The organism is Cryobacterium lyxosi (genome assembly GCF_004403345.1).
GTDB lineage: Bacteria > Actinomycetota > Actinomycetes > Actinomycetales > Microbacteriaceae > Cryobacterium > Cryobacterium lyxosi.
This window is the reverse complement of the sequence record NZ_SOGT01000006.1, coordinates 75,378-99,729: the sequence shown is the minus strand read 5'-3', so window position 1 is coordinate 99,729 and position 24,352 is coordinate 75,378. Positions and strand designations below refer to the sequence as shown.

Below are 24,352 nucleotides of genomic sequence, written 5' to 3'. Positions count from 1 at the left end.
GAGGCGTGGCGAACAGCCACGCAACCGGAAGTCGATCTAACCTAGTAAGCATGGCCAGAACTCAACTCACTCTAGCCGCGTTAGCCACCTCCGCAGTTCCGGGGCTCGACGTGGCCTACGCCCGCAAGCACAGTGCCGGCGCGCACGGACTGTTCGACTCAGCGCTCGTCATCGACACAGACGGGCGGGCGCTGATCATTCGCGTTCCCACCAGCCAGTCAGCCGAAACCGAACAGTCCGCCGACCTCGTGGCGCTGCGTGCGCTCACCACCGGCAATCGCAGCCGGCTTCCGTTCGACGTGCCCGAATATGTCGGTCAAACGCCAATTCAGGGAACCCGCGCTGTCGTCTACGAGCTGCTGGCCGGTGACAGTTTCGATGCGGATGCCCTCACCGGACACGAGGGCGTCTCGGGGTCAATCGGCCGGGCCATCGCCGCGATCCACTCACTACCGAGCGCTTTCATCGGCACAGCCGGACTTTCCCAGCAGAGCGCCGAACAGTGCCGCAAGGATGCCATCGACCTAATCGACCGTGCCGCCAATACCGGCTACCTGCCCGCGGCACTGCTGCGCCGCTGGGAACAGGCCACCGACGACGAGGCCCTGTGGCAGTTCGCGCCGGCGGTGGTGCACGGGTCGATGTCCTCCGATTCCATTTTGATCACCGACGACGCCGTATCGGGTATTCTCGGCTGGTCTGGCCTGGCTGTCGGAGACCCGGCCCGCGACCTCCACTGGTTGCTCGCCGCGCGCGGAGATGCCGCTGAACTGGCCATCACCACGTACTCGACCGCTCGTCAGGGCAGCGACACTCATATCACCCAGCGTGCCATGCTCTACGCCGAGCTCGAACTGGCCCGCTGGTTGCTGCACGGCGTCAGCAGCCACGACCAGTCCATAGTCGATGACGCCGTCGCGATGCTCGACGGACTCGTCGACACGGTGCACAGCCACACCCAGCAGCCGCTCTCCCCCGAAACCGGCCCGATCATGACCGTCGGTGACGTGGAGAACATGCTCGACCATATGCCGCGCGCCGCCCGCGACTACGATCAGCATGCAGCCATGCACACCGACAGCTACAACTTCTCGGGGCTCAGCATGGACTCGGATACCGACTCCGACTCCGACTCCGACTCCGACTCCGACTCCGATAATGGGTCCACCGACGACTCTGTGTCCGGCGACTCGCGCACCGGGGTCATCGCCCCCGACCAGGCAGCAAGAAGGTCCGCCTCCGAGTAGAGGCGCTCGGGGGCAATGACGGTGTCGTCGGCGACGAAATAGAACACGGCGTCGACAATGCTCGGATCGATTCCCTTCCACCGGGCGTAGGCCAACCGGTAGAGCGCGAGTTGGGTTTGCTTCAGTTCGAGGTCAGCGGCATTCTTGGGAGCCCGCCCGGTTTTCCAGTCGACGACCTGATACCCCGCTTCGGTGCGATAGACGGCGTCGAGCTTGCAGACGAAGACCTGGCCCGCTAGCACGTGGTGAATTTCAATCTCGACGTCGACCGGCGCTCGATCGGCCCATTCGGACCGTTCAAAGGTGGCCTGCAGAACCGCAAACTGTTCCTGCTCGGGCACGGCGAGGTCGTTCAGTGCGCCGGCACCGCCGTCGTCGCCAGCACCGCCGTCGCCCGCATCGTCATCGCCGAAGTCCAGTTCGTTCAGCGCGGCATCGACGCGATCGGTACCGGTCGCACCGCCGGCACGCTGCTCCACCCAGGAGTGAAACAGGGTGCCGAGCCGTGTGGCTCGGTAGGGGCGCTGCGGCATGGGGCGGCGCAGTTCGGCAGCAACTCCGGCAGGGTCGTCGACGTAGTCTTTGAACCGGGATGCGGGGATGCGGGTGGGAACCGGGGTGACAGCGCCACCGGCCAACCGCAGGGCACGTTCTTCAAGCAGCAGGGTAACCGCGTGGGACCAGCGGGTGGGAGCATCCGCAGTACTGCTCAAGACGCGGGTCGCGGCGGCTTCGACGAGAGCGCGGCGGGTGCCAAGCGGGTCGAACGGCCACAGCTCCGTGCCGCTGGAGGCGGAGCCAGGTTTGTCGACCTCGGTGCTCGTGTCGGGGATGGCCCGGATGAGCCCGGCTTCGGCGAGTTCTACCAGGTAGCGGCTGGGCTTTCGAACCGTCACTCCCGGGCCCCAGAAGGAGCCGGTCAGCAGGAGATCTTGCTTGGCACGGGTGATGGCGACATAGATGAGTCGGCGTTCTTCGTCGTCGTGCCGCGTCGCCAACTGCTCCTTGTAGGTCTGGAAAGCCAGGTCATAATCGAGCTGGGTGTCGTGACCGGCGACTTCGAGCTCGGGTAGCTCGGAGCGATCGCCCCGAAAGCCGTAGGGCAGCTCGCCGAAGCGCAGCCACCCGCTGGAATCGTGAGCCAACGCGGGCAGGCTTTTCTCGGTGAGGTTGGGAATGGCGACAAAATCCCATTCGAGGCCCTTGGCGCCGTGAATCGTCAGCAACTGCACGGTGCCCTGTTCCGATATTTCAGCGCGCGGGCCAAGGTCGTCTTGCAGCTCTGCCCGCTTCAGCCAGCGCAGAAAACTGGCCAGGGTGCCCTGCTCGTCGCTGTCGAGGAATGCGGCCACCGTGTCGTGGAAGGAATACAGGTTGGCGAGTCCGAGGTCGTTGTCCTCATTCGCGGTCAGTTCGATGTCGAGCCGAAATTCCTGTTCGATCAGCCGCACGAAGTCGAGCAGCGGCAGGCTGGCGCGGGAGCGCAGCCACGCCAGTTGCCGGCCGGCCGACTGCACGCGGGCGCGCCCCAGCTCGCTGAACTCCGCGAATTGGCCGTGAGAGTCAGGGGCTGTGCCCAGAAAGTCGAGCGCATCAACCAAGGAGCTGCCCTCATCACCGGCGACGGATGCCCGCAGCTTGCCCCGCAGATCGGCCGAAATGGCTTTCTGGGCCCAATCGTGCCGGGCCAGCCAGCGTGCCACATTGGCGAGAGCCTGCAGGTCGCGTGCGCCGACGCGGTAGCGAGCGCCGCTGAGGAGGCGCACGAGCTCGCTGCCGGCAGCAGGATCGTGCACCACCCGTAGGACGCTCACGACGTCGGCGACCTCTGGTGTGGAAAGCAATCCACCAAGGCCCAGCACGTGCGCGCGCACGCCATGGGAGCGCAGCACCTCGGCGAAGTAGTCCATTTCCCGGCGCGCCCGAAAAAGCATGGCACCGGTGTGATCACCGACGAGCCGGGCGGCGAACCAGTCGGCTACCGCATCGGCCTCATCGGCAATGGTCTCCGCCATAAGCGCGTCAATGCCGCCGGCCCTGGTGCCGGCTGGCACCTTGAGTGTTTCGACCTGGATTCCGCCAGGTTGGGCGCGCAGCGTTTGACTCAGCGGATCGACGACGGCATTCGCAGCGTCGAGAACGAGGGAGGGGTTCCGCCAGGTGAAGGACAGTGACATGGTCGGCGCTGCGGACGCCGGACTGGCGTCGCTGGTGTTGAAGTCTCGCTCGAAGCCGAGCAAATTTGCCGAGCTGGCGCCGCGCCATCCGTAAATCGACTGGTGCGGGTCACCGACGGCCATTACCGGGTGGTTGTGAAAGAGCGTATGCAACAGCTCGGTCTGCAGTACGGAGGTGTCCTGGTATTCGTCGAGCAGCACGACACGGTACTGCTCGCGATAGCGGTCGACGACCGCATCGACTTTCTGGCAGACCTGAAGCGCGAGGGCCACTTGGTCGGAGAATTCGATGAGGCCGAGACGGCGCTTCTCACTGCTGTACTGCGCAGCGAGTTCGGCGAGCACCGGCAATGGCGCTACTGCGGCCAAGGCATCGACCACCGAGTCGTACGGCTTTTTCTTACGCGGGTTGCCGTAGGGCAAATCACCCAGGTAAACGAAACTTTCGGCCAGGCCCGCGAGGTCGTGCGGGGTTCCCGGCGCGCCGTTGTGCCAGGGCGGCGGGTTCTCAGCGACGGCACGACTGAGTTGCAGCACGGCGTCGGTGACCTGGTCGACGCTCTTGCCGTAGGGCACCAGGCGACCGTCGCCGTGATCGATGACCACGCGCCGAGCGAGCAGCCAGGCGCTCGTTTCACTGAGCAGGACAGATTCCGGCTCCCGGCCGAGCAACAGGGCATTGTCGGTGAACAGCCGGCTGGCAAAAGAGTTGTACGTGGAGACGCTCGGCGTGTTGAAGAGGTCGGAAGGCTCAGCCGCCGACCCGGCGCCTGAGCTGGCGTCTGAGTTGGCGATGATCGGCATCAGTCCGGCGGCATCGAGGTCGGCGATGCGCTTATTGATGCGATCGCTCAGCTCGCCGGCGGCCTTGCGGGTGAAGGTGAGGCCGAGAATCTGGTCGGGGCGAACGTGGCCGTTGGCCAGTAGCCACAGCACCCGGTTGGCCATCGTCTCGGTCTTGCCGCTTCCAGCGCCGGCGACCACCAGGGTCGGCCTGAGCGGCGCCTCGATGACCTCCTGCTGCTCATCGGTGGGCGGAGGAAGCCTGAGCTCCGAGGCAATGTCGAGGGCGGAGACCGTGGTGACTGATGTGGTGACCGTTGTCGTGAGACTCATGAGCTGACCTGCTTGATGATGTGGATGCGGCAGGACCCGTGACTTCGCGGGTCGAGGCAGTGCGCGGTTATTTCGGCGATGAAAGTGCTGCCGCCCATGCCGGCCGCGTCGTCGCTTACCCGGGTGCGAAAAGCGTCGAGCTGCTCCGGGGTGAAGGTGGGCTGGGTGGGATTGCGGTAGTTCTGTTTGACCGTTCCGGAGGAGATGATGACGAGACGGGCACCGGCCAGCGCCATGTCGCCGGAAACGCCCTCGATGACGCCCTCCTGAAACGCCAGCTGGTAGGCGCCGAGCTGTGGATGCTCCGCGACGCCTACATCGCTTGTCGCGTCGCCCTTGCCGGTTTTCAGGTCGACGATCACGGCCCGTCCGTCGGCCTGGCGTTCCACTCGGTCGATGGTGCCCGACAGCACGGCACCGCTCACTTCCAGTTGAAAGGTCCCCTCGGCGCTCAGCAGCTCACCGCCCCCGTTCTCGAAATCGAGCAGGTACGAGGCGAGCCGGTCGGTGAGCGCTCTGGCGGCGACTTTCTGCACGCGTGACTGCCAGTCGGCGTCGAAGTCGAGTTCGTTCCAGCGGGACTCCACGCCCTGCCAGAGCGCCTCTGGCCGACGGTCGACGCAGTCTTCCATGACCTTGTGAATGATCGTGCCGAGGTTGGCGGCGGTACTCGAGCTGCCGCCGCCGACCTGCCCGATCAGCCAGTGCAACGGACAGGTTTCGAAGGCGGCCATTCGCGACGGCGAGACACGCACCGGATCATCACCGGCCACGGAGTCGTTGAGCGGGCGCACGGTACTCGGATCGGTCAGGCCGTACCACTGATCCGGTGCGGCGCCGGGCACGTTTTCGCTAGCCAGGCGGGACAGAGTGGCCGCGGCATCCGCTGCGCGGGCGACCGTCTCGGAGTCGATGCGGGCCGGTGAGCGGATAGCCCGGGTCAGGTCACGGCGCATCCGCCCGGCCAGGCCGCGCAACGACAGGGGATAACGGGCAAAATCGTCGACAGCCCGCTCAGGCTCGGGGTCTGGCAGCAGACGAAGGAAGACCGACGGCTCGTTTTCTTCATTGCTCACGGCGGTGACGAGCAGTTCAGTCGTGGCACGACTGACGGCCTGGGCGAACATGCGCAATTCGTCGTGGAGAACCGCGGTGCGCGCGTCGGTGCCGGCAGCGTCGTGCCCGGTGCCGTCCTGGCCCGTGGCGACCACGGCCAGGTCGCCAGCGCCGAGCAGGGAGCCACGGATGCGCAGGTCGGGCCAGACATTGGCCTGCACGCCCGCCACCACGACAATGTCGAAATCGCGCCCGACGGTGCCGCTTGGGGTAGACACGGTAACGGCCGCGCCCAGGGCACGCGGCGCGAGCGTATCTTCGGGCACATCGGTATCGACGAGGTGTTCCAGGAAAAGTACCGGCGGGGCTGACGGGGTGCGTTCGACGTAGCGCTGCGCCGCCGAGAACAGGGCGACGACGGCGTCAAGGTTGTGATTGGCTTCGTCGGCGACGATTCCGGTGCCGGTGGACTGTTCTTTCCACTCGCGATCAAGTCCGCTGCGCTGCCAGAGACCCCAGAGCAGTTCCTCGATGGTGGCACCGGCTTCATATTCGATTTTCGCGTCGCGCAGACTCGCTCCGCAGCCGGCTGCGCGGCGAGCGGTGCGGTTATCGATGGTGGCGAGCAGGTCGGGGGTCTGCAGTGCGACGACGAGCAGCTCGTCAGCGCTGCGCGGTGTGGGGGTGTCAGTGGCCAGTTCGTGCTGGCGCAACGCAGCACGTAGCCGGCGCAGCGTGATCGGGTCGAGCCCACCGAGCGGACCGCGCAGCAACTGGATCGCCGCTTCGGGGTCGAGCGGTTTGCGCCCCAGGGTCACCTCGAGTGCCAAGATGAACGCCCTCACCGCGTATTCGTCACGCAGGGCTGTGCTCGCGGTGGAAATCTGAGTCGGCACCTCGAGTGCGGCGAGCCCCTTGGAAATCGACGGCACGAGCGCTCCGGTGCGCACGATCACGGCCATACGCGACCAGGGAATTGCATCGATCACGTGGCGTTCGCGCAGCAGCCGGGCGATCACCGCGAGCTGATCGGCCGGGCTGGTCCCAACCACGGTCTGCACTGAACGCTCACTCGCTTCTGTCGAATCGTGACCGGCCGCAGCACGCTGGGTGCCAGCCGCGGCGGCGCCGATCCGGCCGGTGACCTGCGCAACGACTCGACGGATGTTCGCGCCGTGCCGATACACCGTCTGCAGCACGATCGGCGCGGCCACACGGCCTTCCGGTACGGCCCGGCCCTCGCTGAGATACGAGCCGAGGCGACCAAGGGCATCCGGATGCGCACCGTGAAACGAGCCGGTGCTGATGTCGGGGTCACCTACGGCGATGATCGCCACCCCGCGCGTCTGAAACTGGGCCAACAGCGTGATCGTGGCCTGCGTGACTTCCTGGGCATCGTCAAGCACGATCAGGCGCAGTTGGGCGAGGGAGCCGAGCGTTGCAACGCCGGCCGGTCCAATCTGGGCGCCCGCGACGACAGCGGCAGCATAGCGAGCCAGCTCGGTCGAGTCGTATTGGCCGGGACGGGCCTGGTCTTTGGCCTCTTCATAACCGCGAATGAACTCGGCCGCCGCCACCCACTCTGCACGTCCGACTGCGAAACGCTCGAGCTGCCCCGGCGAGACACCGTATTCGACCGCGCGCATCATGAGATCGCGAAGTTCGGTGCGAAAGCCCCGCAAGCGGCGCACATCGGGACCGAGGGTAGTCGGCCAGGCCGGGCCGGTCTCATCGTCAATGTGGCCCTGCAACAGCTCGGCAATGATCTGGTCTTGCTCACCACCGGTGAGCAGAGTGGGAGTCGGACCGCCGGCCTGCGCGACGGCCGAACGCACAATCTGGAAGGCCACCGAGTTGGCGCTGCGAGCCAGCGGGCCGTTCGTCGGTACGCCAAGGCGCAGCGCGAGCCGGTCGCGCAGCTCCGTGGCTCCGGCGCGGGTCGGTACCAGTACCAATACCTCGCTCGGAGAATACCCCCGGTTGAGCACCCTGTCAGCGACGAGTTCGACGAGCGTGGTCGTCTTGCCCGAGCCGGGCGCGCCGATCACCGCGGCACTGACCCCGTCGGGGAGCTCGAGAACGGCCGTCTGGGCGGAATCAAGGGTGTGGTTGGTCACATTTCAACGGTAACGGGTTGCGCCGACAGTGAACTCTGTCCGGACGGTGACGCGTTCTGTCGTACTCTGGGCGCAAGGCTACGAAAGGCAGTTCTATGGACATTCGCATTGGTATTTTCAACTCCCCCCGGGAGATCGGTTTCGAGACATCGCAGCCAGCGACCGAGATTGAGGAGACCGTTGCGGCGGCTCTTTCCGGTCAGACCGGCTATCTGAAGCTCAGCGACAGCAAGGGTCGCGTCTATATCGTTCCGACCGTCGGCCTGGCCTACGTCGAACTCGGCAGCGAAGAATCGCGTCGCGTCGGTTTCGTCGCCTAAAGCACCATGGAACTCCTGTTCGTCGCACTGTTCGGAGCTCTCATCGGCCTCGGCGCACGGTATTTTCTGCCCGGTCGGTCGACGCAGGGTTCGGTGCTGGTTCCAGCGATCGGAACGGCTGCTGCATCTGCTGTCTGGGTCGCCCTGACCTGGCTCGGCTGGAACTGGGCCGGTGGCTGGATCTGGTGGATGTCCCTTGGCGGCGCCGCCGTGTCATCCGTCGTGCTGAATCTGGTGATCAGTCGGCGACGCATTCATGCCGACCATCGGCTGCTGCAACGCCTCGCCAACACCGGGTCCGCCGCCACCGCGTAAATCCCTCGCGACCCCTCTAGCCGTCCGGCCCGCCTCGGCGTATGAGGGGTCGCGATGATTGGTCGTACGGAGGCATCGAAAAAACTGGTTGGCCACCTACCCAAGCGCCTGACCGATACCCCAGGCGTCAGGCCGTCAGGCCGAGACCGTCCATGCGGCGGGTGTGCGCGGCAATGAGTTCGGTGAAGACCGGTTCGATTCGCGCCTCGGCCGCGGCGCCAGGGCCAGCGGTCGAGTCGGTGCCTGGGTCCGTTGCCGGCATCGCCGAGCGAGCCACAAGCAGGGTATCGCCGACGAGCCGACGGCCCCACATAGCCAGCCGGGAGCCGAGCTCGACGTCGTTTTCAATGGCGGTCTGCAGTTCGTGCACGAGCACGTCGGTGCCGGAATTTTCGCCGAGGAGCTGCGCCACCCTCGGTCCGATATCGCGCGGCAGGCCGTCCGATAGCCGGATGAAGAAGTCCTCGAGGAGGCCGCCCGCGAGATAGCAGCTCAGGAGCAGCTCATGCCAGTCGGCGCCGCTGGTGTTGCGGCGAAACTCGTCAAGACTCGCGACAAACGGGGCCATCTCGGTGGCCGGATCGTGCCCGCGGCGTCGAATCTCGGTGATCAGACCGTGATGCTTGCTCAAGGTTCGACCTGCGGCGGCGCTGAGGCCTTCCTTCACGGCAAGATTCGGCGCGGTGGCCACGGCGCGGGCCAGACTTTCGAACTCCCCGAGCTCGCAGTAGGCGGCTTGGCCCAGAAAATGCTGCACGCCGGGGGCCAGCGAACTGATGTCCACTTTTTCGGTCGGCTGGAGCGCCCCGCGGGCGGAAAGCCGCGGGGCTTCATTGCGCTGCGGGCGCCGACCGAACCACGTGACCACTGGCTCAGCTTAGGACAGCGCGCCTGTGGCCGCGGTACAGACGGGGCAGTAAGCTGGAATTACGTCGCCGACAAGGATCGGCGGCCGCTGCCCGAGACGCAAAAACGGGCGCACTTCGCTTCCAGTTAATGACAGGCAAACATTCGTGACTTTCTCCGAACTTAATATTGACCAGGACATGGTCGACTCCCTTGCCGCCAAGGGCATCCTCGAACCGTTCCCCATTCAGACCCAGACCATTCCGCTCGCGCTCGCCGGCCAGGACATCATCGGCCAGGCCAAGACCGGCACCGGCAAAACCTTCGGCTTCGGCCTTCCGGTCATTCAACGCCTCGGCCTCGATCCCGAGCCCGGCGTGCAGGCCCTCATCGTCGTTCCGACGCGTGAACTCTGCGTGCAGGTCTCGGAAGATCTCGAGCTCGCCGCAACCGGCCGTAACACCAAGATCGTCTCCATCTACGGCGGCAAGGCCTATGAGGGTCAGATCGAACAGCTCAAGGCCGGCGCACAAATCGTGGTCGGAACCCCCGGACGCCTGCTCGATTTGGCCAGCCAGCGCCTGCTCACCCTCGCCAACGTGCGCGAAATGGTGCTCGACGAAGCCGACAAGATGCTCGACCTCGGTTTTCTTTCCGACATCGAGAAACTGTTCGCGCAAACTCCGTCGACCCGCCACACCATGCTGTTCTCGGCGACGATGCCCGGACCTATCGTGGCCCTGGCCCGGCGCTTCATGAACCGCCCGATTCACATTCGCGCGACCGACCCCGATGAGGGCCTGATGCAGGCCAACATCGAGCACCTCGTCTACCGTGCGCACAACATGGACAAGGACGAGGTCATCGGCCGCATCCTCATGGCGGAGGGCCGCGGCAAGACCATCATCTTCACCCGTACCAAGCGCGCCGCCGCGAAGCTCGTTGAAGAACTCGGCGACCGCGGCTTCAACGCCACAGCCGTGCACGGCGACCTGAACCAGGAACAGCGCGAACGCGCCATGGCCAGCTTCAAAAGCGGCAAGAAAGAAATCCTGATCGCAACGGATGTCGCTGCTCGCGGCATCGACGTTGAAGATGTCACCCACGTCATCAACCACACCATTCCCGAGGACGAGAAGGCGTACCTGCACCGCGTCGGCCGCACCGGTCGCGCCGGCAAGAACGGCATCGCCGTGACCTTCGTCGACTGGGATGACCTGCACAAGTGGTCCCTCATCAACAAGGCACTGGAATTCGGCCAGCCGGAACCGATGGAAACCTACTCGTCGTCACCGCACCTCTACACCGACCTCAATATTCCGGCCGGATCCAAAGGACGCCTGCGCGCGACCCCGGTGAAGGACGTCACTGCTGGCGAGGCTCGCACCGGCGGCGCCGGTCGCTCCGGAGGTGCACGCTCCGCAGCCGGCAGCCGCTCAGACACTGGTCGCACCGGTGCGGCTCGCGGCGGCCGCTCTGCAGGCGGCCGCTCGGAAGGCGCTCGCTCCGAAGGCGGCCGCTCCGAAGGTACCCACAGCGACCGGCGTGGCGATTCACCGCGCGGCTCCGACCGACCGGCAACGAGCCCGGTACGCGACGGTGGGGACGACACGGGTCGACCGACGCGGTCACGTACCCGCGTAAGTTCCAGCACCAACCCCGACGCCCCCGCCGCAACCCCGGCAGCCGGCACACATGACGGCGGCGGAACCGAGCACCACGACGGCAACAACGCACCGCTGCGCCGCAGCCGCACGCGTCGTCGCTCGCCGCAGACCGGCAACACCATCTAGTCCCTGATCAGCTCTGTCAACGCCCGGCATGCGGGCTGCCACCGTTTCGGCCGTGGCAGCTTTCGTGCCGGGCTTTGTCGAGCACGGCCACGGCACTTACTGAGAAGGTCAGCCGTAGACGGGCGCGGAGCCGTGGCCCTCAGCGATGATGCGGTCGAGCACCTCGGGGGCGGTCGTGTTCTCGCCGAACCGATTGGGTTTGCCGGTGCCGTGGTAGTCGCTCGAACCGGTGACATACAGACCGAATCTGGTGGCGAGTTCGTACAGGCGCGCTGTGGGTTCCGGGTTGTTCTCGCGATGCTCGAGTTCGAGGCCGAACAGCCCCGCTCCCACCATCGTCTTCAGCCGGGATTCCGAGACCACGTCGGCGATACCCCGCGTGGCGGGATGGGCGATAACCGGCACTCCCCCGGCGGCACGCACGAGTTCGATCGCGTGTAACGGATCTGGCGCGTAGTGAGGTTGAAAGTAGCCGGCCTTCCAATGCAAAATGTCGGCGAAAGCCGCGCTGCGGTTGAGCGCGTGACCGCGCGCGACGAGCGCGTCGGCGATGTGCGGCCGGCCGACAGTCGCACCGGGCGTGGTCTGGGCGAGTACATCGTCCCAGCTGAGGTCGTAGTCCATACCGATGCGGGCCACCATCTGCTCCGCGCGGCTCAGGCGAGCGGCCCGCACCCGCGTCACTTCGGCCAGTAGTGCAGAGTCGGCCGGATCGAAAAGATATGCCAACAGATGAACACTGGCGTACTGCACCCGCGTACTGAATTCCATTCCGGGAATAAGCGTGATTCGCGCGGCGCGCGCGGCAGTGGATGCCGCAGCCCAGCCGGCGGTAGAGTCGTGGTCGGTCAGGGCAACCGTTCCGAGCCCCGCACCGGCCGCCGCACGAACCAGTTCGGCCGGCGTTTCGGTGCCGTCTGACACGCTCGAGTGCGCGTGCAGATCAATCGGACCCTGAAATTGCCGCACGACTGCCATAACCCCATGCTAGTTGGACGCCCCCGCCTCTTCCCCGCGGTGCAGCGCTGGGGATTCCCCAGAATTCTGATCTAGGGTTCAGAATAATGTTCACGCGAGTCCTCCGGGCACTGATTCTCCTTGCCGCCGCCGTTCTTCTGCTGGTCCTGACCTGGCCGCAGGCATTCGGCCTGCACACCACCTGGGTCGTTGCGCATCTCGTCTCGTTTCGTGCGATCGCCGTGATCGGCGCGATCGTTGGCCTCATTGTGCTTGGATTGCTCCGATTCATACGGCCACTCCGCCCAATCCTCAGCATGGCCATGGTGCTGCTGGTGTTATTCGCCGTGGCGAATGCCGGCATTCTTGCATCTCGCGGTTTTACCGCGGTTACCGCCCGGGAAAACACGGGTCCAGCCGACGCCAAAACGGATGCCGCCACCGTCACGGTACTCAGCTGGAACACGCTCGGCGACGCTTCCGGCGCTGCGGTCATCGCAGAACTGGCGCTCGCCGAGAAAGCCGACGTTCTGACCCTGCCCGAGACAACGGAGGCGACCGGGATTCAGATCGCCGAAATGATGCGCGCGGCCGGCCGCCCCATGTGGGTGCACACGCTCTCGTTCGATCTGATTTCCAAGGCTCGTTCAACGACGCTGCTGATCAGCCCCGACCTCGGTGACTACGCCGTGACCAACGCTGCGGGTTCCGGCCCGCCCGGCAACACCAACGTACTGCCCACCGTCGTGGCCGAACCGGTCGACGGGAGTGGCCCGACTATTGTTGCCGTGCACGCCGTCGCCCCGATTCAGTACGAGATGTCGAATTGGCGCAGCGACCTCGACTGGCTCGCCAGCCAGTGCCAGGGCGACAACGTGATCCTGGCGGGCGATTTCAACTCAACGCTCGACCACATGGCCGGCCGGGCCAACAAGGGCGTGACTGCTGTTCTCGGCAACTGCGCGGATTCCGCTCTTTCGGCCGGTGCGGCAGCCGTCGGCACCTGGCCCACAAGCATTCCGGCGCTCCTCGGCACCCCGATCGATCATGTGATGGCGACCGTGAACTGGCAGGTGACCACACTGCAGGTGATCGAGTCGCTCGACGACGCCGGCAGCGATCACCGCCCGATCGTCGCCACTCTCACACCGGCCAGATAGTTTCTGCCGGGTCCTGCATCCGCTTAGCCCGGCATCCACACCAGCATGATCGGCCACCGCCCAGAGTCCGGTGCCAGACTAGTGAGATGGCTGATACCACTGCTCCTCCTCTCATTCCCGCTGCCCGCTCGAACGAGAACCGTTCGACGACTCCCGGATCCACCGGTTTCAAATCGTTCATCGCGAGCGGCTGGGCTGACCGTGCGGATGCCCTGCCTGGTGCCCGCGAGCAGGCGCCCTTCGCCGCCGCGCGCCGCGCACGTCTCTCGGCTCAGTACCCGGGGCACCGCCTGATCATTCCGGCTGGCCGGTTGAAACAGCGCTCCAACGACACCGACTACGCGTTCCGCGCGCATTCCGCCTTCGCCTACCTGACCGGTTGGGGCAGTGACAGCGAACCCGGCGCCGTACTCGTGCTCGAACCGGCAGCAGCCGGCGGCCACGACGCGACCCTGTACTTTCGAGAACGAGCCGGCCGCGACTCGGACGAGTTCTACGCCAATCCCGACATCGGTGAATTCTGGATCGGTCCGCGCCCATCGGTCGCCCAGGTCGCGAGCGACCTCGCCCTCCACGTGCGCGGCATCGCCGAGCTCGCTGGCGTGCTGAGCACCGTCGACAGCGAAACGCTCGTACTTCGCGCGGCAGACCCGACCTTCACCGAGCAGGTCGATGAAGCCCGCCTGCGTTTCGCCGCCGAGCGCGTACTCGGCAGCAACGCCACTGACTCACCGTTCAGCATCGAGATAAACGCCGAGCACGAGCCTGACGCCGGTCTCACCCGCGACCTCTCCGAGCTGCGCCTGGTGAAGGACGCCTTTGAAATCGCGCAGATGCGCCTCGCCGTCGCTGCAACAGCCCGCGGCTTCGACGATGTCATCGCCGATCTGCCCCGCTCAAGCCAGCACGCCCGCGGCGAGCGGCTGGTGGAGGGCGTCTTCAATACCCGCGCCCGCACCGACGGCAACACGGTCGGCTATGACACCATCGCAGCCTCCGGACCACACGCGTGCATCCTGCACTGGACCCGCAACGACGGCGTCGTCGCCCCCGGCGATCTCATCCTGATCGACGCCGGCGTTGAACTCGACAGCTACTACACCGCCGACATCACCCGCACCCTGCCGGTCAACGGCGTGTACACCGACGTGCAGCGCCTGGTGTACGAGACCGTGCGTGAGGCAGCGGATGCCGCCTTCGCCGTCGTTCACCCCGGCGCTGTGTTTCGTGACGTACACGCCGCGGCGATGGCCGTGATCGCCCGGCGCACCGCCGAGTGGGGCATGCTGCCGGTCACCGCCGACGAAGCCCTGCAGCCGGAAAACGGGCACCACCGCCGTTATATGGTCCACGGCACCAGCCACCACCTCGGCATCGACGTGCACGACTGCGCGCAAGCGCGCCGCGACATGTACCTGGATGGCGTGCTCGAACCGGGCATGGTCTTCACCATCGAACCCGGACTGTACTTTCAGCCAGACGACCTCACCGTTCCGGCGGAGTTCCGAGGTATCGGCGTGCGGATCGAGGACGATATCCTGGTGACTCCCACCGGTGCCGAGAACCTCTCAGCTGCCATCCCCCGCACCGCGACAGAGGTCGAGGCCTGGATCGCTGCCGCACAGCGCTGACTTCATCGCGGAAGCGACAAGAGCACCCGTTCAGCGCGGCAGGCCCGGTGCTCTTTCGCTTTATCGCGAATTTTTACTCGTGCTCCACGGGGGTTGCCGGGTCAACAGGGACCTCCGAGCGTGCAGCAGCTGCCGGTTCAGTCGAACTGCCACCAAGTAAGTTTCGCGCCCGGTTGACCAATTCGACGTCGACAATAATCTGATAGCTGGTCGCAATGACCTGCATGGTCGAGGTGAAGTCGCGTCGACGCCGGTTGATGGCATAGCTCGCGATACCCAGCAGCATTCCAAAACCGGCACCCATGATGAGTGCGGCAAAAACGAACGGCAGGCTCGACCCGGTGGGCGAGAACAGAAAGAACAGAATGCCGAAGAAGATTCCGAGCCAGGCACCGGATGCCGCCCCCGCGAGCGCGACCCGGCCGTAGGTGAGTTTGCCGGTCACCCGCTCGACACTCTTGAGGTCGTTGCCCACGATCGAAAGTTGTTTCACCGGAAAGTCGGCCTTTGCGAGCGTATCGACCGCGGCTTGCGCATCGGCATAGGTGCCGTAGGTGGATAGCACCTCCCCGCGGGGCAACACGGGAGGAAGCACCGGGCGGCGTCGGGAGAAAAGGCTCTGGTTACTCATCACGCCATTCTTCCACGCCGTGCTGATCGTGAAATGTGCCTGATCAGCGATCTTCGATGTCGGATCGCACTCTGACATTTTCGCTGGGTCACTGAGAGTGGCCGTATTACCGCGCGGGTGGCCTAGATTTGTTATGTGAGTGCCACCAGAGTTTTTGTTGCCCGATTGGCCGGGTGCACCGTTTTCGACCCCGCGGGCGACCGCGTGGGCAAGGTGCGCGATGTTCTCGTGGTGTATCGAAAAAACGACCCGCCCAGCGTCGTCGGCCTGATCGTGGAGATCCCCGGCAAACGGCGCGTGTTCGTGTCGATCAATCGGGTCACCAGCATCGGCAGCGGCCAGATCATCACGACCGGCCTGATCAACGTGCGCCGTTACGAGCAGCGCGGCGGCGAAGTGCGCGTTATCGCCGAACTGCTCGGGCGCAAAGTGCTCTTCACCGACGGTTCCGGCGAAGCGACCATTGAAGACGTCGCGATCAAAGAAGGCACGGAGGCCGACTGGGCCATCAGCCAACTGTTCGTGCGCCGCCCCAAGACCAGCGCCTCGCCTTTCGTCAAGGGCGTCACGTCATTCGCGACCTGGGCCGAAGTGCGCGAAAAAGAGACCAAGGGCCAGGCGCAATCCGCCGAGCACCTCATCGCGACCTACTCCGATCTCAAGCCCGCCGACCTCGCCAATACCCTGCTGGACCTGCCGCGGGAGCGCATGTTCGAGGTAGCGGGCGAACTGCCAGACGATCGCCTCGCCGATGTACTCGAGGAGATGCCCGAAACCGACCAGGTCGGTATTCTGACCAGCCTCGGCGATGCGCGCGCCGCCGATGTGCTCGACCAGATGCAGCCAGACGACGCGGCCGACCTCATCGCCCAGCTGCCGGAAGAGCGCGGCGAGCAGCTGCTCGACCTGATGGAACCCGAAGAAGCCGAAGATGTACGTTTTCTGCTCTCCTACGCCCCCGACACCGCCGGTGGGCTCATGACGACCGAGCCGATCATCGTCTCGGCGGACGCCACCGTCGCTGAGGGGCTCGCCCGCATCCGTCGTCACGACCTGGCCCCAGCGCTCGGCGCAGCGATCTGCGTTACCCTGCCCCCCTACGAAGCTCCTACCGGTCGTTTTCTGGGCATGGTGCATTTTCAGCGGATGCTGCGCTACCCACCCCACGAACGTCTCGGCACGCTGCTCGACGCCGGCCTCGACCCGGTGACCGCCGACACCTCGGCCGCTGAAGTCAGCCGAATTCTGGCGAGCTACGACCTGGTTTCGGTGCCGGTGGTTGATGAGAATTACCGACTGGTCGGGGTGGTGACGATTGATGACGTGCTCGACTATCTGCTGCCCGACGACTGGCGCAGCCACGACGGCAACGACGATGTGCGCCGCCGGGCCGCTGCCCGCAGCGAATTGAGAACCGGCAGCATCCCGCTGCCCGGAGTGCAGAGGACGCCTCGTGGCCCGCAATAACCGCGCCGACCTGCGCCTGGATGCGCCCAAGGGCCTGCGCACCGGCAACCTCGTAGGTCTGGGTCGCACTGGTCACAGCCGGGACAGCTTCGGCCGCTTCACCGAGGCCATCGCCCGCGGTATGGGGACCCCCTGGTTTTTGCTCGGGCTCACCCTGTTCGCCGTCGCCTGGATCTCCTGGAACACCCTCGCCCCGGAGGCGTGGCGGTTCGACTCGGTTGCGCTCGGGTTCATCGCGCTGACCCTCGTCTTGTCGATGCAGGCATCGTATGCTGCTCCGATGATTCTGCTCGCCCAGAACCGGCAGGACGATCGCGACCGGGTGCAGTTCGAACAAGACCGGCAGCGCGCAGAACGCACCCTCGCCGATACCGAATACCTGGCCAGGGAGGTCGTGGCCCTGCGCATCGCGATCAAGGACATGGCCTCGAAGGATTTCATTCGCGCGGAACTGCGCACGTTGCTCGAGCACCTGGATGAGCGCAGTCGCGCAGACGAGCGCAATCCCGTAGATGAACCTCCTGCCCCAAACAGCACCACGGAAAGCCGCCCCACCGCATGAATTCTGCCCCCGACGCCATCCGCTCCCGTGTTCTCACCGCCCTGGCCGGGGTGACCGACCCGGAGATTCGCAAGCCCATCACCGATCTCGACATGGTATCGGGGGTGACGGTGAGCGACACCGGGCGGGTGAGCGTCGGCATCCGCTTGACCATTGCCGGTTGTCCGGCCGCTGCACGCATCGAGAGCGACGTTCTCGCCGCCGCCGAGTCGGTGTCCGGGCCGGGCCGGGCGAGCGTCGAGGTCGCCGTCATGACTCGCGAACAACGCACCGCGCTCACCGAGAAACTGCGCGGTGGCCAGGCGGAACGCAGCGTGCAGTTCGGCCCGGAGTCACTCACCCGGGTCTACGCGATCACGAGCGGCAAGGGCGGCGTCGGCAAATCCACCGTCACTGCCAACCTGGCCGTGGCCCTGGCCGGAGAGGGACTGCGGGTGGGTATCGTCGACGCCGATGTGCACGGCTTCAGCATTCCTGGCCTGCTCGGCCTGGTGCACGACGGTCTCGCGGTCAAACCGACCCAGGTGGGCGACATGATCCTGCCGCCGATCGCGCACAACGTGAAGGTCATCTCGATCGGTATGTTCATCGACGATGCGTCGGCGGCGGTCGCCTGGCGCGGCCCGATGCTGCACCGCACGATCAAACAGTTTCTGACCGACGTGTATTTCGGCGACCTCGACGTGCTGCTGCTCGACCTGCCGCCCGGTACCGGAGACGTCGCCATCACGGTGGGCCAGCTTTTGCCACACGCCGAGGTCATCGTCGTGACCACCCCTCAGGCCGCGGCCGCCGATGTGGCCGAGCGCAGCGGAATCGTGGCCCGGCAGACCGGACAAAGCGTGTACGGCGTGATCGAGAACATGTCGGCGATGGTGCAGCCCGACGGTAGCCTGCTCGAACTGTTCGGTTCGGGCGGGGGCACCGAAGTGGCCAGGCGACTCTCCGCCGGCCAGACAGCACCGGTTCCGGTGCTCGCGCAGGTCCCGCTGAGCCTGGCGCTGCGCACCGGCGGGGATGCCGGCCTGCCGGTCGTACTCGGCGCACCGGATGACCCCTCAGCCCGCGCTATTCTCGCACTCGCCCACACTATGAAGACACGCACTCGAAGCCTGGCTGGGCTCAGCCTGAAACTCACGCCCCGCTGACGCCTACTCCTCGGGCTTGACCAGCGTCGCCGCGTGGTCGGGAACCTGATGGTTGCTCTCGCGCGGCGGCCGCTCATAGTCAGAAGCCGGCGGGCGTGGCGGAATGTGTACCTTGGGTGGGTCGGTCTTCTCGTAGGGCACGAGGGAGAGCAGATGGCTGATTGCGTTCAGGCGGCTAGCTCGCTTGTCTTCACTCTCCACCACCCACCAGGGCGCTTCGGCAATGTCGGTGTGCACGAACATCTCGTCTTTCGCCTTGGAGTAATCCACCCACTTGGTAATCGACAGCACATCGGTCTCGGACAACTTCCACCGACGCATGGGATCTTTCAGACGCGAACGAAACCGTCGTTCCTGCTCCAGGTCAGACACCGAAAACCAATACTTGACCAGCAAAATTCCATCTTCGACCAGCATCCGTTCGAACAGAGGGGCCTGATGCAGAAACCGACGGTATTCATCACTGGTGCAATAGCCCATGACCCGCTCGACGCCGGCCCGGTTGTACCACGAGCGGTCCATCAGCACGATCTCACCGGTCGACGGCAGGTGCTCGATGTAGCGCTGAAAATACCACTGGCCGCGCTGGCGTTCGGTGGGCATCGGCAGGGCCACCACGCGCGCAACACGCGGATTGAGATACTGGGTGATGCGCTTGATCGCCGACCCTTTGCCAGCGGCGTCGCGGCCCTCGAAGATCACCACGACCCGGGCGCCGGATGACTTCACCCATTGCTGCATCGTGACCAATTCGGCCTGCAGCCGGGCGAGCTCGGCCTCATAGACGGTCTTTGTAACGCGTTTGGGTTTCTTGACAGCAGACATCAACCTCTCTTTCCGCTCTTCACTACTCGCAAACGCATGCTGTCTACGTGGATTCGGAATCGAACGGGGCCGGCCCGAGCGCGGTTCGGGCAGCATCTCTGGCACGTTTACGTTTTAGGTAGGCGCCTTCAGGGTTGGGCTCGGCGCGAGAAATCGTCGCAGACTGTTCCTTGAACGGGTCTTCGTCGGCAAGGGCTTCCCGGATGATGCGGCGCGGGTCATACTGGCGCGGGTCCAGTTTTTTCCAGTCCAGATCGTCGAACTCCGGGCCCATTTCATCGCGCATACGATCTTTGGCACCGTTGGCCATGTCGCGCAGCTGCCGCACGAGACGACCCAGCTGGGCGGCATAGTGCGGTAATTTATCGGGGCCGAGCAAGAAAACAGCGATGATCCCGATCAGCAGAATCTTTTCGAACGTCAGCCCAAACATGTCCTTAGATTAGCGCCCGGCGAGGCATCCACAGACCACACGCGCCACGGCCCTAGTCTTGACCTAATCATCTACTGGAGTTATTTGTGTCTGACATTGAACTGAACTGGAAATTCTCCGACGACTGTGTCGTGGAATCCGAAGCCATCATCCGAGCGCGCCAGCAATCCCTCGAGCTGGGAATCGACGCGATAACGCCTGCGGTCGGGGCGCAATCGGCCGTTCTGGCCGCTGCGACCGGGGCGCGCAGTATCCTCGAGGTCGGCACGGGGGCCGGAGTTTCGGGCATCTGGCTGCTGACTGGGGCTCCTGGCGCCACTCTCACGTCGATCGACACCGAGGTCGACCATCTGCAGCACGCCAAGGCGAATTTCGCCGAGGCGAAGGTTCCCGCCAATCGGGTGCGCCTGATCACGGGCAAGGCCAGCGAAGTCCTGCCACGCATGAACGAGAATTCTTACGACATTGTGTTCATTGACGCCGACCCGCAATCGGTCATCGAATACGTCGAACACGGACTGCGTCTGGCTCGTCCGGGTGGCACCGTGCTCGTCGCGCACGCTCTCTGGCGCGGCCGGGTGGCCGACCCAGCCCAGCGCGACGATGTCGCGACCGGCTTTCGCACATTGCTGACCGAGATTGCCGCGTCGAGCGCTGTCATCAGTGCGCTCTCCCCCGTCGGCGATGGCCTGCTGCAGATCACCAAGCTGCGCGCCTGACACGCCCCGAAAACACCAGAACGGCCGCACAGTTACTGCGCGGCCGTTCTGGTGTGTCACCTACAGGAACACGAGGCTACTTCGCCGCTGCGACAACCCCGGCGAGTGCATCGTGAAGTTCCTTGGCCTCGGCGTCGTTGACTGACACAACGAGCCGCCCCCCACCTTCGAGCGGCACACGCACGATGATCAGGCGTCCCTCTTTTACAGCCTCCATTGGCCCGTCTCCGGTCCGTGGCTTCATGGCCGCCATGAACTCCCCTTCCATTCGTCTTTGTACCTCCATTATCGACTATCTCAGCCTGAGACGTAAATTCGGGTCAGACACAGCGTCAGATTCGAGGGTTGCAGCCGCCCGTCAAGGCGGTGTCCAGTCGTACCCGTCGACGCCCCAGCAGATCAGCAGCCACCCCCACTGGCCGGCCACGAACAGTGCAACCATGGCCACGCGGTAGACCCGGCTGCGCGGCAACGCGGCCGCCCCGAGTAGGGGAAGCATCGGCATGAGCAGCCGAAACGTGCTCGACTGCGGAAAGAACACCGCGAGCAGGTAGAGGCCGTAACTGGCCAGCCAGAGCCTCAAATCCACGCCAAGATGCCGGACGGCGGGAGTGAACAGCAGCACGGCGAAGGTCAGGATAAGGGCGGTCACCACGACAATGCCCCACGGGTTGCCGAGCCACCAGACCCCGCCCTGGAACCACGCGGTGAACGGGACCAGCTCCACGTAGCCGATGTACGGCGCTCGCCAGGCCAGTTCGGTGTCGGTGTAGGCCATCAGGTCGCCGGTGGCTGCCCAGGCCGTGATCGGCCAGACCAATCCCATCAGCGCGCTGAACAGGGCCACGGATGCCGCCAACATCCACTCGTGACGGGGAAACGGGTCGCGGGCGCGGGTGACGAAGCGATGGATGACATGCAGGCCAAGGGCGAGGGCGAAGGCGAGCCCGCTCGGCCGGGTCAGGGCCATGACCGCGATGACGGGGTAGAGCAACCAGTAGCGGCGCTCCAGCAGCAGGTAGAGGGCGAGGGTCAGAAAAAACAGGTACATCGACTCGGCGTAGGCAAACTGCAGAATCGGCGATAGCGGGGCGGCGCAGAACAGCACGACCGCGAACAGTGCCGTGTTCGGCGGTTGCACCCGAGCCATCAGGCGGTAGAACAGCAGGGCGGTACCCAAGCTGAACACCACCGACACGAATACGGCCACGGGCGCCCACGGAAAGTTAGTCAGCTCCATGAGTAGCCGGGCCACGACCGGATAGCCAGGCATGAATGCCCAGGCATTTTCGCCCACCTCGCCGGTGTCGGTGATCGGCAGCACGCTCGGGTAGCCGAGCATCGCGACGATGTTGTACCAGCGCCCGTCCCACATGGTCGCGAAGTCGGTGTATTTCGGGCTGGCACCGGTCCAGGCGTTGGGGCCCTGAACGCTCGCCAGCACGAGGATGAGGCTCGTTGTGACCAGTCGCGATAGTGCCCAAACCACGAACACTTTGCCCCACCACGGGGTCAGCCGGTAGCGGACGTGCCAGACGGTTGGCAGCCGGCGGGCGCGCTGACTGCGGGCGCGCTGACTGCGGGCGGCCGAGCTGCGGGGGCCGAGCATCCGTTCAGTCATTGTGCTGTCGCTGCGCTACCGAACGGATGCGCTCAGCCAGTCGCGCAGACCCTTCTCGCAGGCCGTGATCTCGGCCACGGCGACGCGTTCGTCGTCGGCATGAGCCTTGAGCGGGTCACCGGGCCCGTAGTTGACGGCCGGAACTCCGAGGGCCGAGAAGCGAGCGACATCGGTCCAGCCATATTTCGGCGTGGCCACGCCACCGACGGCGGCGAGGAACTCGCGGGCGAGCGGGGCGTCGAGACCGGGGCGGGCACCCTCGGCCCGGTCGACGACGATGAGATCATAGCCGGCGAAGAGCTCGCGCAGATGGGCGACGGCTTCGTCGCCGCTGCGGCTCGGCGCAAAACGATAGTTGACATGCACCATGCACTCGTCGGGGATGATGTTGCCGGCGACGCCGCCGGTGATGCCGACCGCGTTGAGGCCTTCGCGGTAGACGAGGCCCTCCACCTCGACCTCACGGGCCTCGTACCCGGCCAGAATGTTGAGAATAGGAGCGGCTTTGTGGATGGCGTTCTCACCGACCCAGCTGCGCGCTGAGTGCGAGCGCAGCCCGAAGGTGCGAATCTCCACGCGCAGGTTGCCGTTGCAGCCGCCCTCGACCTGGCTCCGGGTCGGCTCGCCAAGGATCGCGAAGTCACCGGCGAAGAGGTCGGGACGGTTGCGGGCGAGGCGTCCGAGGCCGTTGAGCTCATCGGAGACTTCTTCGTGGTCATACCACATCCAGGTCACGTCGACTGCGGGGTCGGTCAGTTCGGCGGCGAGCTTGAGCTGTACGGCCACGCCGGCTTTCATGTCGACGGTGCCCCGACCCCAGAGATACTCGGTGCCGTCGATGGTCTCGTAACGGGTGGGCAGGTTGTCGTTGAGCGGAACCGTATCGATGTGGCCGGCGATGACGACGCGCTGGCCGCGGCCGAGGTTGGTGCGGGCGACGACGGTGTCGCCGTCGCGAATGATCTCGAGGTGATCGAAACCGGCGAGGGCAGCCACGATCGCGTCAGCGAGGGCGGTCTCGTTGCCCGACACCGACTCCATGTCGCAGATTTGCCGGGTCAGGTCGATCGAGGTCGCCGTCAGGTCGAGCACGGCGAGCTGTGCCGGCCTTGCGGCGGCGCTGGCGGGAGCGGCCGGGGCCGGAGTCAAAGAAGTCACTCTACTAATCTAGAGGTATGCCCTCTGCTGTTACCGAAAACGCCACATCCGCACCGACTCAGGCCTGGGGGTATGGTCTCGCCACCGTCGCCTCGGATGGCACCGTGCTCGACACCTGGTTTCCGTCCCCGGCGCTCGGAGCATTGCCGACCGGCCGTGACCGCTGGATCGTTTCGGCCGAACTGTGCGAAGCAGCCGGTGACGACGCTCGCCGCGCGGTGCGTCTCGAGGCCATCACGGTGGAAATCACTCTCGATGCGGCGCCGGCAAGCACCTCGGATGCCTATCTGCGGCTGCACCTGCTCTCCCACCTGCTCGTCAGACCGAACACCATCAACCTCGACGGCATCTTCGCGCACCTGCCCACGGTGGTCTGGACCAATGCCGGCCCGATGCTGCCGGCCGACTTCGCCCGGTTACGCCCTACCCTGCAGCGCGCCGGCATCCAGGCCAGCGGCGTCGACAAATTTCCGCCGCTGCTCGACTACGTCGTGCCGGTCGGCGTGAGAATAGCGGATGCCTCCCGCGTGCGGCTCGGCGCCCACCTCGCACCCGGCACGACCGTGATGCACGAGGGCTTTGTGAATTTCAATGCCGGCACCCTCGGCTCCTCCATGGTCGAGGGCCGTATCTCGCAGGGTGTCGTGGTCGGTGACGGCGCCGACATCGGTGGCGGGGCATCCATCATGGGAACCCTGTCCGGCGGTGGAACGCAGCGCATCTCGATCGGCGCCCGCGCCCTGCTCGGTGCTAACTCCGGTGTCGGTATCGCTATCGGCGACGACAGTGTTGTGGAGGCCGGGCTCTACGTCACGGCCGGCACCAAGGTCGTCCTGGTCGGAGAAGCGGTCACCGCAGACGGCGCCCCGTCCACGGTGAAAGCGGTCGAGCTTTCCGGCATGCCGAACCTGTTGTTTCGCCGCAACTCCATCTCCGGCGCCGTCGAGGTGCTCGCTCGCAGTGGCAGCGGCATCACGCTGAACGCCGCGCTGCACGCCTAGACAGCGGCCGCCAAGCGGATGTCGGCGGGTTCCGATACCATCCGGGTAGCGG

At 65.4% G+C, this 24,352-nt stretch carries 20 protein-coding genes and 1 pseudogene; 11 read left to right on the top strand and 10 right to left on the bottom strand.

The window, feature by feature from the left end; all coding sequences use genetic code 11:
* Nucleotides 1–50 precede the first annotated feature (50 nt).
* A pseudogene (locus tag E3T27_RS05385) lies at nucleotides 51–758 on the top strand (phosphotransferase); the annotation flags it as partial.
* A 323-nt stretch (nucleotides 759–1,081) separates the two neighbouring features.
* Here the strand turns inward: E3T27_RS05385 and E3T27_RS05380 are convergent.
* Nucleotides 1,082–4,540, bottom strand: coding sequence for an ATP-dependent DNA helicase (locus tag E3T27_RS05380; RefSeq protein WP_134571844.1), 3,459 nt, complete (start codon nucleotides 4,538–4,540; stop codon nucleotides 1,082–1,084).
* The gene (locus tag E3T27_RS05375) at nucleotides 4,537–7,713 is read right to left on the bottom strand and encodes an ATP-dependent helicase (protein WP_134571843.1); all 3,177 of its coding nucleotides are present in this window, start codon (nucleotides 7,711–7,713) and stop codon (nucleotides 4,537–4,539) included. The genes E3T27_RS05380 and E3T27_RS05375 overlap by 4 nt, the downstream gene beginning before the upstream one ends.
* A 95-nt stretch (nucleotides 7,714–7,808) precedes the next feature.
* Between E3T27_RS05375 and E3T27_RS05370 the strand changes: the two genes are divergently transcribed.
* Entirely contained in the window at nucleotides 7,809–8,033 is a 225-nt protein-coding gene (locus E3T27_RS05370) for a DUF3107 domain-containing protein (protein ID WP_092108379.1), read from the top strand.
* Nucleotides 8,034–8,039: 6 nt separating this feature from the next.
* Nucleotides 8,040–8,348 (top strand): hypothetical protein, encoded by a 309-nt coding sequence (locus E3T27_RS05365; protein WP_104197545.1) that lies wholly within the window; start codon nucleotides 8,040–8,042, stop codon nucleotides 8,346–8,348.
* Between the two features lie 127 nt (nucleotides 8,349–8,475).
* Here the strand turns inward: E3T27_RS05365 and E3T27_RS05360 are convergent, their stop codons facing one another.
* Nucleotides 8,476–9,216, bottom strand: a complete 741-nt coding sequence (locus tag E3T27_RS05360) for a ferritin-like fold-containing protein (RefSeq protein ID WP_134571842.1) — start codon at nucleotides 9,214–9,216, stop codon at nucleotides 8,476–8,478.
* A gap of 145 nt (nucleotides 9,217–9,361) precedes the next feature.
* Here E3T27_RS05360 and E3T27_RS05355 point away from each other — a divergent pair, with 145 nt between their 5' ends.
* Nucleotides 9,362–10,987, top strand: a complete 1,626-nt coding sequence (locus tag E3T27_RS05355; protein ID WP_134571841.1) for a DEAD/DEAH box helicase — start codon at nucleotides 9,362–9,364, stop codon at nucleotides 10,985–10,987.
* Between the two features lie 108 nt (nucleotides 10,988–11,095).
* Here the strand turns inward: E3T27_RS05355 and E3T27_RS05350 are convergent, their stop codons facing one another.
* Complete coding sequence (locus tag E3T27_RS05350) at nucleotides 11,096–11,965, bottom strand: PHP domain-containing protein (RefSeq protein ID WP_134571840.1); 870 nt, start codon at nucleotides 11,963–11,965, stop codon at nucleotides 11,096–11,098.
* A gap of 86 nt (nucleotides 11,966–12,051) precedes the next feature.
* Here E3T27_RS05350 and E3T27_RS05345 point away from each other — a divergent pair, with 86 nt between their 5' ends.
* Together E3T27_RS05345 and E3T27_RS05340 are read left to right on the top strand one after the other, a co-directional pair.
* Complete coding sequence (locus tag E3T27_RS05345; RefSeq protein WP_134571839.1) at nucleotides 12,052–13,104, top strand: endonuclease/exonuclease/phosphatase family protein; 1,053 nt, start codon at nucleotides 12,052–12,054, stop codon at nucleotides 13,102–13,104.
* Between the two features lie 86 nt (nucleotides 13,105–13,190).
* Nucleotides 13,191–14,735, top strand: coding sequence for an aminopeptidase P family protein (locus tag E3T27_RS05340; RefSeq protein ID WP_134571838.1), 1,545 nt, complete (start codon nucleotides 13,191–13,193; stop codon nucleotides 14,733–14,735).
* A 73-nt stretch (nucleotides 14,736–14,808) separates the two neighbouring features.
* Here E3T27_RS05340 and E3T27_RS05335 read toward each other — a convergent pair whose 3' ends face one another.
* Nucleotides 14,809–15,366 carry a YflT domain-containing protein gene (locus tag E3T27_RS05335; RefSeq protein WP_241992133.1) on the bottom strand — a complete coding sequence of 186 codons (558 nt, stop codon included), beginning with the start codon at nucleotides 15,364–15,366 and terminating at the stop codon, nucleotides 14,809–14,811.
* Nucleotides 15,367–15,501: 135 nt separating this feature from the next.
* On the opposite strand from E3T27_RS05335, the gene E3T27_RS05330 reads away from it, so the two are divergent.
* From E3T27_RS05330 to E3T27_RS05320, 3 genes are read left to right on the top strand one after another with little or no spacing between them, the layout of a single operon-like run.
* On the top strand, nucleotides 15,502–16,833 hold the full coding sequence (locus tag E3T27_RS05330; RefSeq protein WP_104197539.1) for a magnesium transporter MgtE N-terminal domain-containing protein: 1,332 nt from the start codon (nucleotides 15,502–15,504) through the stop codon (nucleotides 16,831–16,833).
* Nucleotides 16,820–17,395 carry a DUF1003 domain-containing protein gene (locus E3T27_RS05325; protein WP_104197538.1) on the top strand — a complete coding sequence of 192 codons (576 nt, stop codon included), beginning with the start codon at nucleotides 16,820–16,822 and terminating at the stop codon, nucleotides 17,393–17,395. The genes E3T27_RS05330 and E3T27_RS05325 overlap by 14 nt, the downstream gene beginning before the upstream one ends.
* On the top strand, nucleotides 17,392–18,543 hold the full coding sequence (locus E3T27_RS05320) for an Mrp/NBP35 family ATP-binding protein (protein ID WP_104197537.1): 1,152 nt from the start codon (nucleotides 17,392–17,394) through the stop codon (nucleotides 18,541–18,543). The genes E3T27_RS05325 and E3T27_RS05320 overlap by 4 nt, the downstream gene beginning before the upstream one ends.
* 3 nt (nucleotides 18,544–18,546) lie before the next feature.
* Here the strand turns inward: E3T27_RS05320 and ppk2 are convergent, their stop codons facing one another.
* Both ppk2 and E3T27_RS05310 read right to left on the bottom strand, forming a co-directional pair.
* Nucleotides 18,547–19,368: a polyphosphate kinase 2 gene (gene ppk2, locus E3T27_RS05315; RefSeq protein ID WP_104197536.1), complete on the bottom strand. Its 822-nt coding sequence runs from the start codon at nucleotides 19,366–19,368 to the stop codon at nucleotides 18,547–18,549.
* A gap of 43 nt (nucleotides 19,369–19,411) precedes the next feature.
* Nucleotides 19,412–19,801 carry a twin-arginine translocase TatA/TatE family subunit gene (locus tag E3T27_RS05310; RefSeq protein ID WP_104197535.1) on the bottom strand — a complete coding sequence of 130 codons (390 nt, stop codon included), beginning with the start codon at nucleotides 19,799–19,801 and terminating at the stop codon, nucleotides 19,412–19,414.
* Nucleotides 19,802–19,887: 86 nt separating this feature from the next.
* Here E3T27_RS05310 and E3T27_RS05305 point away from each other — a divergent pair, with 86 nt between their 5' ends.
* A complete protein-coding gene (locus E3T27_RS05305) occupies nucleotides 19,888–20,520 on the top strand; it encodes an O-methyltransferase (RefSeq protein ID WP_104192976.1) in 633 nt (210 codons plus the stop codon).
* A gap of 76 nt (nucleotides 20,521–20,596) precedes the next feature.
* Here the strand turns inward: E3T27_RS05305 and E3T27_RS05300 are convergent, their stop codons facing one another.
* The 3 genes from E3T27_RS05300 to dapE form a co-directional block, all read right to left on the bottom strand.
* Nucleotides 20,597–20,773 carry a DUF3117 domain-containing protein gene (locus E3T27_RS05300; protein WP_092108645.1) on the bottom strand — a complete coding sequence of 59 codons (177 nt, stop codon included), beginning with the start codon at nucleotides 20,771–20,773 and terminating at the stop codon, nucleotides 20,597–20,599.
* Nucleotides 20,774–20,878: 105 nt separating this feature from the next.
* Nucleotides 20,879–22,141 carry a hypothetical protein gene (locus E3T27_RS05295; protein ID WP_241992132.1) on the bottom strand — a complete coding sequence of 421 codons (1,263 nt, stop codon included), beginning with the start codon at nucleotides 22,139–22,141 and terminating at the stop codon, nucleotides 20,879–20,881.
* Nucleotides 22,142–22,156: 15 nt separating this feature from the next.
* Complete coding sequence (gene dapE / locus E3T27_RS05290) at nucleotides 22,157–23,290, bottom strand: succinyl-diaminopimelate desuccinylase (protein ID WP_174722185.1); 1,134 nt, start codon at nucleotides 23,288–23,290, stop codon at nucleotides 22,157–22,159.
* Between the two features lie 26 nt (nucleotides 23,291–23,316).
* Between dapE and dapD the strand changes: the two genes are divergently transcribed.
* Complete coding sequence (gene dapD, locus E3T27_RS05285) at nucleotides 23,317–24,300, top strand: 2,3,4,5-tetrahydropyridine-2,6-dicarboxylate N-succinyltransferase (protein ID WP_134571837.1); 984 nt, start codon at nucleotides 23,317–23,319, stop codon at nucleotides 24,298–24,300.
* Nucleotides 24,301–24,352: the final 52 nt, after the last annotated feature.